This window comes from Rheinheimera soli, assembly GCF_021290985.1.
GTDB lineage: Bacteria > Pseudomonadota > Gammaproteobacteria > Enterobacterales > Alteromonadaceae > Pararheinheimera > Pararheinheimera soli.
In genome coordinates this window covers 1-11,341 of record NZ_JAJOYU010000022.1, presented here as the reverse complement: position 1 = coordinate 11,341, position 11,341 = coordinate 1, and the positions used below count along the sequence as shown (strand labels likewise).

Here is an 11,341-nt window from a genome sequence, read left to right as displayed (position 1 = left end):
ATAATGACAACAAAGCTCTATAAAGAGCGTCGATGGGCAAGAAACTGTGAAAAAGCAAAGACCTGTAAATCTCGACCTTACAACAATATCTTTTCCTGCTCCTGCGATAGCGTCGATCCTGCACCGCGTAACTGGCGTCGCCATGTTTTTCGCACTGGTGTTTGTGATCTGGGCTTGGGCAGTCTCTTTGTCTTCTCCGGAAGGCTTTGAGCAAGTGAAACTGGTATTACAATCCTTCATCGCCAAGTTTATCGCCTGGGGTACTATCACAGTATTGCTCTATCACATGATTGGTGGCATCCGTCACTTGATTATGGACATGGGCCACTGGGAAGAACTGAAGTCCGGTAACCTGAGCGCAGTCATCACTATCGTACTGTGGGTTGTATTAGCTGTTTTAGCAGGAGTTTGGTTATGGTTCTGAATCAAGCCAGTTTAAGACGTGACGGTGTCAAAGACTATGTCTCGTTACGTGCCACAGCAGTTATTTTAACGCTGTACACTCTGTTTATTCTGGGATTTTTTCTGGTTACTCCTGAAGTAACTTATGACGTCTGGAAAGCACTGTTTTCCGGTCTGCTGATGAAAGCTTTCACTTTATTAACCTTAGCTTGTATCGCAGTTCACACCAAAATTGGTTTGTGGCAGGTATTAACTGACTACGTGACAAACGCAGTTTTGCGTGGCGTTTTACAGTTCCTGTTGTACACCTTAGCTTTTGGCTATGTGGCTGTTGGTCTCTTTGTTCTGTGGGGTGTTTAAGTGAATATTCCAGTACGCGAATTTGATGCCGTGGTAATAGGCGCAGGTGGTGCGGGTATGCGCGCCGCTCTGCAAATTACTGAATCAGGTTTATCTTGTGCTTTGTTATCCAAAGTATTCCCAACCCGTTCTCACACTGTATCTGCGCAAGGTGGTATCACTGTTGCGTTAGGTAACTCTCACCCGGACAACTGGGAATGGCACATGTTTGATACCGTCAAAGGTTCTGATTATATCGGTGACCAGGACGCTATCGAATACATGTGTAAAACTGGCCCTGAAGCCATTACTGAACTGGAAAACATGGGCTTACCTTTCTCTCGTTTTGAGAACGGCCGTGTTTATCAGCGTCCTTTTGGCGGCCAGTCGAAAAACTTTGGTGGCGAACAAGCCGCCCGTACCGCAGCTGCTGCAGACCGTACTGGTCATGCTTTATTGCACCTGCTGTACCAACAAAACGTAAAAAACAAAACTCAGGTATTTTCTGAGTGGTATGCACTGGATCTGGTGAAAAACCAGGACGGCGCAGTGGTAGGTTGTACTGCCATTGAAATTGAAACCGGTGAAATTGTTTACTTCAAATCCCGTGCCGTAGTGTTAGCTACTGGTGGTGCAGGCCGTATCTATGCCTCTACTACCAACGCGCACATCAACACTGGTGACGGTGTAGGTATGGCCTTACGTGCCGGTGTGCCGCTGCAGGATATGGAAATGTGGCAATTCCACCCGACAGGTATTGCAGGTGCCGGTACGCTGGTGACCGAAGGTTGTCGTGGTGAAGGTGGATACTTATTAAATAAAGACGGCGAGCGTTTCATGGAGCGTTATGCGCCAAACGCCAAAGACTTAGCGGGTCGTGACGTTGTAGCTCGTTCTATGATGACTGAAATCCGTGAAGGCCGTGGTTGTGATGGTCCTTGGGGTCCACACATCAAACTGAAACTGGACCACTTAGGTGCTGAAGTTTTAGAAAGCCGTTTACCAGGTGTTTGTGAATTGTCGAAGACATTCGCTCACGTTGACCCGGTGAAAGAGCCAATTCCTGTAATCCCAACTTGTCACTATATGATGGGTGGTATTCCAACCAACGTGCATGGTCAGGTGATACACCCGAAAGCCGACGGTTCTGAAGTGGTAGTACCAGGTTTATTCGCTTGTGGTGAAATTGCTTGTGTGTCTGTACATGGCGCTAACCGCTTAGGTGGTAATTCCTTGTTAGACTTAGTTGTATTCGGTCGCGCTACAGGTTTACACCTGGGTGAAGCACTGGCTGCAACGTCTGAATACCGTGCTGCCTCTGATTCCGATCTGCAAGCTGCTTTATCCCGTACTCAACGTTGGGAAGACAGCAAGCCAGGTCAGGGTGAAGATCCGGTTCAGATCAAAAAAGACTTACAGCAATGTATGCAACTGAACTTCTCGGTATTCCGTGAAGGTGCTGCTATGGCTGAAGGTTTAGCAGAGCTGAAAGAAATCCGTGAACGTCTGAAATATGCACGTCTGGATGACAAGAGCTCAGACTTCAATACCATGCGTATTGAATGTTTAGAACTGGACAACCTGATGGAAACCGCGTTTTCTACTGCAGTTGCTGCCAACTACAGAACAGAAAGCCGTGGCGCCCATGCTCGTTTTGACTTCCCTGATCGTGATGACGAAAACTGGTTATGCCACAGCGTCTACACGCCAGATACTGAATCAATGTTTAAGCGTAAAGTGAATATGGAACCTAAGTTCCGTGAAGCTTTCCCGCCTAAAGCACGTACGTACTAAGAGGGATGCAGAATGAAGAAGTTAGAATTCTCTGTCTATCGTTACAACCCTGACGTAGATAAAGCACCACGTATGCAGGACTATACTCTGGATAATCCAGAGGGTCGTGACATGATGGTGTTAGACGCACTGTTGAAATTAAAAGAACAAGACCCAACCTTATCATTCCGTCGCAGCTGCCGTGAAGGTGTCTGTGGTTCAGACGGTCTGAATATGAACGGTAAAAACGGTTTAGCCTGTATTACTCCATTGTCTGCTTTAGGCAAAGGTAAAGGCGGCAAACTGGTGATCCGTCCATTACCAGGTTTACCTGTAGTGCGTGACTTAGTTGTGGATATGACTCAGTTCTACACTCAGTATGAAAAGGTGAAACCTTACCTGATCAATGACGAGTTACCACCTGCAGGCGAATACCTGCAGTCACCTGAAGATCGTGAAAAGTTAGACGGCCTGTATGAATGTATTTTATGTGCTTGCTGTTCAACTTCTTGCCCGTCTTTCTGGTGGAATCCAGATAAATTTATCGGACCAGCTGGTTTATTACACGCTTACCGCTTTTTAGCAGACAGCCGTGATACTGCCACTGAACAACGTTTAAACGATTTAGATGATGCGTTCAGCGTGTTCCGCTGCCATGGCATCATGAACTGTGTCAACGTATGTCCAAAAGGTTTGAACCCGACCAAAGCTATAGGTCAGATCAAATCTATGCTGTTAAACCGGGCGCTTTAAGCGCCCTTTGTCAGAGCTTAATTGGTCTGATTGGTATAAAATGAAGCGCGCCCAAAACCTGGGGCGCTTTTTGCGAATTTTTTCCAGGTGCTTCGAATAAGGGAAACTAAATGCACGAAGGTGTAATGAAGGCGTGGTTAGAGTCTTCTCATTTAGGCGGTGGCAACATGGCCTACGTAGATGAGCTCTATGAATCCTACTTAGCTGAATCGACCAGCGTCAGTGATGAATGGCGTGAGTTTTTTGCCAGTCTGCCCAAAATTGACGGCGTAGAACTCGAATCCCGTCACAGTGACATTCGCCAGCAATTTGCTGAACTCGCCAAGAACAAACACCGTGAAGTCATTACGGTGAATGCAGGTGGTTCAGATCAGCGCCAGGTGAAAGTTCTGCAATTAATCAATGCCTTCCGTTTCCGTGGTCATCAGCAGGCTAACCTCGACCCGCTGAACCTGTGGAAGCAGCCTCGTGTACGTGATTTAGAATTATCCTATCACGACCTGACTCAGGCAGATTTTGACACCGAATTTAATGTCGGCTCTTTTGCTGGTGGCGACACCAGTATGAAGTTAGGCGATTTGTACAAAGCCCTGGAAGCTACTTACTGTGGTTCTATTGGTGCTGAGTATATGCACATTGTTTCGACGGACGAAAAACGTTGGATCCAACAACGTTTAGAAAGCCAACAGGCTTCACGTGCGTTCGGAAAAGAAGAAAAAACCAAACTGTTGCAAGGCTTAGTGGCTGCTGATGGTCTGGAAAAATACCTGGCCTCTAAATTCCCAGGTGCTAAGCGCTTTGGTTTAGAAGGCGGTGACGCCATGGTGCCAATGCTCAAAGCCATGATCCACCGTGCAGGCGAGCAGGGCGCAAAAGACTGTATTATCGGTATGGCGCACCGTGGTCGTTTAAATACGCTGATCAACGTGCTGGGTAAAAACCCGGGCAAGTTGTTTGACGAATTCGCCGGTAAATATGAAGTGGTTGGCGCAGGCGATGTGAAATACCATATGGGTTTCTCGTCTGACTTCGAAACCAAAGGTGGCAATGTTCACCTGGCGTTAGCCTTTAACCCTTCTCACCTTGAAATTGTTAACCCAGTGGTTATAGGTTCAGTACGTGCCCGTTTAGACCGTCGCGGTTGCACAGATGGTTCTTTGGCTCTGCCTATCACCATTCACGGTGACTCAGCTTTTGCTGGCCAGGGCGTGGTGGCTGAAACCTTTAACATCTCTCAAACCCGTGCTTTCAAAGTGGGTGGTTCTATCCGTCTGGTTATTAACAACCAGGTGGGTTTCACTACATCGAACCCTGAAGACACTCGTTCTACGCCATACTGTACTGACATCGCCAAGATGGTTCAGGCCCCAATTTTCCACGTCAACGGTGATGATCCGGAAGCTGTGATTTTTGTTGCTCAGCTGGCTGTAGACTACCGCAACACCTTCAAACGTGATGTGGTGATTGACTTAGTTTGTTACCGTCGTAACGGTCACAACGAAGCGGATGAGCCAAATGCAACTCAGCCGCTGATGTACCAGAAAATCAAAAAACACCCAACTCCACGTGAGTTATACGCTCAGAAGCTGATTGCTGAAGGCGTGGTGACTGCTGAACAAGTGCAGCAAATGGTCGATGGTTACCGTGACGCCTTAGATAAAGGCGACTGCGTGGTTGAAGAATGGCGTCCTATGACTGAAGTGTCAGTGGACTGGACTCCATACATTGGCCATGACTGGAATACGGCTTACGATGCCAGCATGACGGTGCCTGATTTGGTCACCTTAGGTGAAAAAGCGATTTCTGTGCCTGAAACTCATACCTTGCAACGTCAGGTTGGCAAAGTATACGAAGACCGCGCTTTAATGCTCAAAGGCGAGAAAAAGATCGACTGGGGTTTCGCTGAAATTCTGGCGTACGCTTCTATCGTCGGTGCAGGAAATCGTATTCGTATCGTAGGTCAGGATTCAGGCCGTGGTACTTTCTTCCACCGCCATGCGGTACTGCACAATCAGAACGATGCGACCACCTATACACCACTGGAACATATCAGCGACTCACAAGGTCCATTCCAGGTGTTCGACTCCGCCTTGTCTGAAGAAGCGGTATTGGCGTTTGAATACGGTTATGCCACAGCTGAACCTCGTGCTTTAGTCATTTGGGAAGGCCAGTTTGGCGACTTCGCAAACGGCGCTCAGGTGGTGATTGACCAGTTCTTAAGCTCAGGTGAGCAGAAGTGGGGCCGTTTGTGTGGTCTGACATTATTGTTGCCTCATGGCTACGAAGGTCAGGGTCCGGAGCACTCCTCAGCCCGTTTAGAGCGTTTCCTGCAACTTTGTGCTGATCACAATATGCAGGTTGTGGTTCCAACCACTCCGGCTCAGGTGTATGCCATGATCCGCCGTCAGATGGTTCGCCCAATGCGTCGTCCTCTGATTGTGATGTCACCTAAATCTTTATTACGTCACCCGTTAGCAACTTCTAGCTTAGAAGAAATTGCTTCTGGTGTATTCCAGAACGCCATTGCTGAAATTGATCCAATCAAGCCAGCTGATGTGAAACGTGTGGTGATGTGTAGCGGTAAGGTGTACTACGATCTGTTGGAAGAACGCCGTAAACGCAATCTGACTGACATTGCTATTGTCCGTATTGAACAGTTGTATCCTTTCCCAGCGGAAGAGATGGCTACTATCATGAAAGACTACCAACACGTAAAAGATTTTGTCTGGTGTCAGGAAGAGCCTCAAAACCAGGGCGCCTGGTACTGCAGTCAACACCATTTCTGGGCTTCAATCCCAGCTGGTGGAAAACTGACGTACGCTGGCCGTGAAGCTTCGTCTTCACCTGCTGTAGGTTACTTGTCTGTGCACAACAAACAGCAGCAGGCTTTAGTCAACGCAGCTTTAACTATTGCTTAATAATTTGGCACAACTTTGGTTGTGCCGTTTTTGTATTCAGTCAGTGCTGCCGCAAGGCGCTCTGACTTTAGTTTAAGTAACGATTCAGAACCCAAATTTTTTAAAAAAAGGTGACAAAGTGGAAATTAAAGTCCCGGTACTACCAGAATCAGTTGCAGACGCAACAATCGCCACCTGGCATGTAAAAACAGGTGAAGCCGTTAGCCGTGATCAAGTCCTGGTTGACATTGAAACAGATAAAGTTGTACTTGAAGTCGTGGCTCAGGCCGATGGCGTCATGGGTGAAATCGTTCACGCTGAAGGTGCAACTGTATTGGCTGAACAAGTGATTGGTCATATGAACGCTGGCGCTGCAGCTCCTGCCGCCGCACCTGCTGCTAAAGCTGACGCTGCCCCGGCCGCTGCTGCTCCTGCAACAGAGTCAGATGACGTATTAACTCCATCTGTTCGTCGCCTCATTGCTGAAAAAGGCTTAGACGCTGCTAAGATCCAGGGTTCTGGTAAAAATGGCCGTGTCACTAAAGAAGACGTAGAAAAGTTCTTAGCCGGTGCACCAGCTGCTCCTGCTAAAGCTGCTGCTGTTGCAGCTCCTGCTCCGGTACAAGGTGATCGTTCACAAAAACGTGTGCCTATGACACGTTTACGTAAAACCATCGCGAACCGTCTGTTAGAAGCGAAAAACTCTACAGCCATGTTAACGACCTTCAACGAAGTGAACATGAAACCCATTATGGAACTGCGTAAGCAGTACCAGGACGTGTTTGAAAAGCGTCACGGTATCCGTTTAGGTTTTATGTCTTTCTACGTGAAAGCCGTAACAGAAGCGCTGAAACGTTTCCCAGAAGTGAACGCTGCTATTGATGGCGATGACATCGTGTACCACAACTACTTCGACGTCAGCATCGCTGTGTCTACACCTCGTGGTCTGGTTACCCCAGTACTGCGTGACTGTGACAAAATGAACCTGGCTGAAATCGAAAAAGCAATCAAAGACTTAGCCTTAAAAGGCCGTGACGGTAAGCTGTCTATGGACGACTTAACCGGCGGTAACTTCACTATCACTAACGGTGGTGTGTTCGGTTCTCTGATGTCTACTCCAATCATCAACCCGCCACAATCCGCTATTCTGGGTATGCACAAAATCCAGGACCGCGTCATGGTTGTTGACGGCAAGATGGAAATTCTGCCAATGATGTACTTAGCGCTGTCATACGACCACCGTATCATCGATGGTAAAGAGTCAGTAGGCTTCCTGGTGACTATCAAAGAATTGCTGGAAGATCCAACCCGTATTCTGCTGGATATCTAATATCTGGAAAAAGTAACTAAAAATGCTGTTGTTTTATAGCAACAGCATTTTTTATCAGACTGATTGGCACTATAATACGCGCCGATCTAAAGGTCAGGTTGCACCTCCGGTGTGGCCTTCAATGTCAAAATGAACGGAAAATAGCCATGAATTTGCACGAGTATCAGGGTAAACAACTGTTTGCCCAATATGGTTTGCCTGTATCGAAAGGCATCGCCGCAGCAACTGTTGAAGAAGCGGTAGAAGCTGCAGATAAAATCGGCGGCGACATGTTTGTTGTCAAGGCTCAGGTTCACGCTGGTGGTCGCGGTAAAGCGGGCGGCGTTAAACTGGTTAAGAGCAAAGAAGACATCAGAGCTTTTGCTGAAAAATGGCTTGGTAAGCAACTGGTTACTTATCAGACAGACGAAAAAGGTCAGCCTGTAAGCCGTATCCTGGTTGAACCTTGTACTGACATCGCTAAAGAACTGTATTTAGGTGCAGTAGTAGACCGTTCTTCACGTCGTATCGTGTTTATGGCGTCTACTGAAGGCGGCGTGGAAATTGAGACCGTAGCCCACGAAACTCCGGAAAAAATTCTGAAAGCTGCAATCGATCCACTGGTAGGCGCTCAGCCATTCCAGGGTCGTGAATTAGCATTCAAATTAGGCCTGGAAGGCAAGCAAGTGAACCAGTTCGTGAAAATCTTCATGGGTCTGGCTCAACTGTTTAAAGACAAAGATTTAGCTCTGCTGGAAGTGAACCCCCTGGTTATCACTCCTGCTGGCGATCTGCACTGTTTAGATGCCAAACTGGTGATCGACGGCAACGCTCTGTACCGTCACCCTGATTTAAAAGCTATGCAGGATCCTTCACAGGAAGATCCACGTGAAGCACATGCTGCTTCATGGGAACTGAACTACGTAGCTTTAGGTGGCGACATCGGCTGTATGGTAAACGGTGCCGGTTTAGCTATGGGTACTATGGACATCGTGAAATTACACGGTGGCCAACCAGCTAACTTCCTGGACGTTGGCGGCGGTGCGACTAAAGAACGTGTTGTTGAAGCCTTCAAAATTATCCTGTCTGATGACGCTGTTAAAGCGGTATTCATCAACATTTTCGGCGGTATCGTTCGTTGCGATATGATTGCTGAAGGTGTGATCGGCGCAGTGAAAGAAGTCGGCGTGAAAGTACCAGTTGTTGTTCGTCTGCAAGGTAACAATGCAGAACTGGGTGCTAAAGTGCTGTCTGAAAGCGGCCTGAATATTATCGCTGACACAGACCTGACTAGTGCTGCCAAGCAAGTAGTTGCTGCTGCAGCGGCTAAGGCATAAGGGGTAATCCATGAGCGTTTTAATTAATAAAGATACCAAAGTAATTTGTCAGGGCTTCACTGGTGCTCAGGGTACTTTCCACTCTGAACAAGCCATTGCTTACGGCACTAAAATGGTTGGTGGTGTGACTCCTGGTAAAGGTGGTCAAACTCACTTAGGTTTACCAGTATTCAATACAGTTAAAGAAGCAGTAGAAGCGACTGGTGCAGAAGCATCAGTAATTTACGTACCAGCTGCTTTCTGTAAAGATTCTATCCTGGAAGCTGCAAACGGTGGCATCAAGCTGATCGTTTGTATCACTGAAGGCATTCCTACACTGGATATGCTGGACGCTAAAGTACGTTGTGACGAATTAGGCGTACGCTTAATTGGCCCTAACTGCCCAGGCGTGATCACTCCAGGCGAATGTAAAATTGGTATCATGCCAGGCCACATTCACTTACCAGGTAAAGTAGGTATTGTTTCACGTTCAGGTACTCTGACTTATGAAGCAGTAAAACAAACTACGGATTACGGTTTCGGCCAGTCTACTTGTGTAGGTATTGGTGGTGACCCAATCCCAGGTTCTAACTTCATCGATATCCTGAAATTATTCCAGGACGATCCACAAACTGAAGCCATCGTCATGATCGGTGAAATCGGTGGTTCAGCTGAAGAAGAAGCTGCTGCTTACATCAAGCAACACGTGACTAAGCCAGTTGTGTCTTACATCGCCGGTGTAACTGCACCAGCTGGTAAGCGCATGGGCCACGCAGGCGCCATCATCTCTGGTGGTAAAGGTACAGCTGACGAGAAGTTCGCTGCACTGGAAGACGCAGGCGTGAAAACCGTGAAAAGCTTAGCCGATATCGGTAAAGCACTGAAAGAACTGACTGGCTGGTAATTAATTCGGGGGATCAGTCCTCCTGATTAACCAGTTGCCATAAGGGCGGGCTTTATACCCGCCCTTATTATTTGTAGATTTTATGCATCTATATTTTCTGCATTACTTCCCCCGACAACCTGCTTAAAATCCATCGATGATTTGATACCCTGCTGTGTAGGGTGCGACCTTTATGGTCGCCCGTTTGGGTTAAGTGCTAAATCTCCATCACCTGCGATTTTTATCGCCACCATTGCAGAGCCAACCGAAAAATTATTGAAATACAGGTACATCAGCGCTAATTTGGTACAAACAAAACGGATAAAAATAAGGCTTTGGTCAAAGATTCCTTTCTTTTGCCTTATTGCATGTAGGAGATCGCCAAATGACGTCCATACCTGAACGAGACTGGAAAAGGATCAGGGATTTAAAAGACGAATTACTCAACGTCGCTTGTGAACAAATTTTCCAGCGCATTGAAAAACTTTCAGCAGACAGAGCAGGGCAGCAGCACAAGAGTTATCTTGAACTTTACAATCTGATCAAAAAAGAAGATGAGGCTATAGCTGAAATGTTTGATGGTCTGTCACGAAACAGCGCTCTCTTTAAAATTGCAGCGCTTAAGCATTATGGTGTGTTATCTGATGCGCAGATGGAGTTGTTTTCTGCCGAGACTAAAGCTGTTGTTGAAGAGCTGTGCCGGTTCAGGCGTTAATTTGTTTCTCAGGACAAAGGGTAAGACCTGACACTGATATTACCTGTGCTGGTTAAATTCAAAGTTATTTAGCCTGAGTAAAAAATCCACGCAACTAGCGTACAGTCTGTCTGGATTTTGTCGGCCATAATTTTACTGATTTCAGAAAAACCTGTTGAAATAGAGATATATCAACGTTAATTTGGTATGAGTAGAAATCAGGAAAGAAGGGAGAAAAATGTTCGACTTGCGGGCAGAAACCCTTCTATTAAATTGTTATGCGATTAGTACATAGTAAAAACTAGGAAGTTATGAATAAATTTTGGGAAACATTCGGTAAGTTGGCTATGGTGTTATCCGTAGTTTTTGGTGCTCTTGCTGCTTATGACTCAATGAGTAAGAAAAAAGCTGATGTTTTAGTTGCAGTGGGATACAACAGTTTCACTTGGCCAAGAATAATAGATAACAAGTACGACCTTCTATCAGACTCAGAACTAGAGTCACTGAATAACATAAAGAAACACTCAAAGATTCAGTCTTCTTGGAGCATTGGGATCCACAATAATGGAGATAAAGAGGCAAATAGACTGAAACTAAAATTGCCATACACATACTCATATCAGCTTTCAAGAGATGGGCATGATCTAATCGAAGAACAGTATAAAGACATAATTACAATTCCTGATTTGCAGCCAACAGAGAGTATTTATATTGTTGGCTGGTCAACCAAAAACCTATCTGACGAAGACGTTGATTCAATATATTTAACTCATTCTGAGGGGCTAGCAGAAAAGGTGTCTTACCTGAAAGTTAAGCGAGCTTGGAAGGTGATTAGCAACAACTTTGATAATGCAGTTATATTTATCTGCTTTTTAGTGATACTTATTCTAGGTTATCAATTGTATCGTGATCACAAACCAAAATCGCATAACAAGCAAAGTCAGGCGGACTCTTAAACGCGCCGCTGCTTTGAGC

10 protein-coding genes are annotated in these 11,341 nt (G+C 46.3%); all 10 read left to right on the top strand.

Annotated elements, in window-relative coordinates; all coding sequences use genetic code 11:
• Positions 1-46 precede the first annotated feature (46 nt).
• The 10 genes from sdhC to LSG37_RS14750 all read left to right on the top strand — a co-directional run bounded on the left by sdhC (position 47) and on the right by LSG37_RS14750 (position 11,322).
• Positions 47-424 carry a succinate dehydrogenase, cytochrome b556 subunit gene (gene sdhC / locus LSG37_RS14795; RefSeq protein WP_366515563.1) on the top strand — a complete coding sequence of 126 codons (378 nt, stop codon included), beginning with the start codon at positions 47-49 and terminating at the stop codon, positions 422-424.
• The gene (gene sdhD, locus LSG37_RS14790; RefSeq protein WP_233080621.1) at positions 415-762 is read left to right on the top strand and encodes a succinate dehydrogenase, hydrophobic membrane anchor protein; all 348 of its coding nucleotides are present in this window, start codon (positions 415-417) and stop codon (positions 760-762) included. The genes sdhC and sdhD overlap by 10 nt, the downstream gene beginning before the upstream one ends.
• Positions 763-2,535, top strand: a complete 1,773-nt coding sequence (sdhA, locus tag LSG37_RS14785) for a succinate dehydrogenase flavoprotein subunit (RefSeq protein WP_233080620.1) — start codon at positions 763-765, stop codon at positions 2,533-2,535.
• Positions 2,536-2,547: 12 nt separating this feature from the next.
• Entirely contained in the window at positions 2,548-3,267 is a 720-nt protein-coding gene (locus tag LSG37_RS14780; RefSeq protein WP_233080619.1) for a succinate dehydrogenase iron-sulfur subunit, read from the top strand.
• Positions 3,268-3,377: 110 nt separating this feature from the next.
• Entirely contained in the window at positions 3,378-6,185 is a 2,808-nt protein-coding gene (locus LSG37_RS14775) for a 2-oxoglutarate dehydrogenase E1 component (RefSeq protein WP_233080618.1), read from the top strand.
• A gap of 118 nt (positions 6,186-6,303) precedes the next feature.
• Entirely contained in the window at positions 6,304-7,494 is a 1,191-nt protein-coding gene (gene odhB / locus LSG37_RS14770; protein WP_233080617.1) for a 2-oxoglutarate dehydrogenase complex dihydrolipoyllysine-residue succinyltransferase, read from the top strand.
• Between the two features lie 146 nt (positions 7,495-7,640).
• Positions 7,641-8,810, top strand: a complete 1,170-nt coding sequence (sucC, locus tag LSG37_RS14765) for an ADP-forming succinate--CoA ligase subunit beta (protein ID WP_233006945.1) — start codon at positions 7,641-7,643, stop codon at positions 8,808-8,810.
• 10 nt (positions 8,811-8,820) lie between these two features.
• Positions 8,821-9,693: a succinate--CoA ligase subunit alpha gene (sucD, locus tag LSG37_RS14760; RefSeq protein WP_008899439.1), complete on the top strand. Its 873-nt coding sequence runs from the start codon at positions 8,821-8,823 to the stop codon at positions 9,691-9,693.
• A gap of 364 nt (positions 9,694-10,057) precedes the next feature.
• A complete protein-coding gene (locus LSG37_RS14755; RefSeq protein WP_233080616.1) occupies positions 10,058-10,387 on the top strand; it encodes a hypothetical protein in 330 nt (109 codons plus the stop codon).
• Between the two features lie 290 nt (positions 10,388-10,677).
• Positions 10,678-11,322, top strand: coding sequence for a hypothetical protein (locus tag LSG37_RS14750; RefSeq protein ID WP_233080615.1), 645 nt, complete (start codon positions 10,678-10,680; stop codon positions 11,320-11,322).
• The last annotated feature ends 19 nt before the right edge of the window (positions 11,323-11,341 follow it).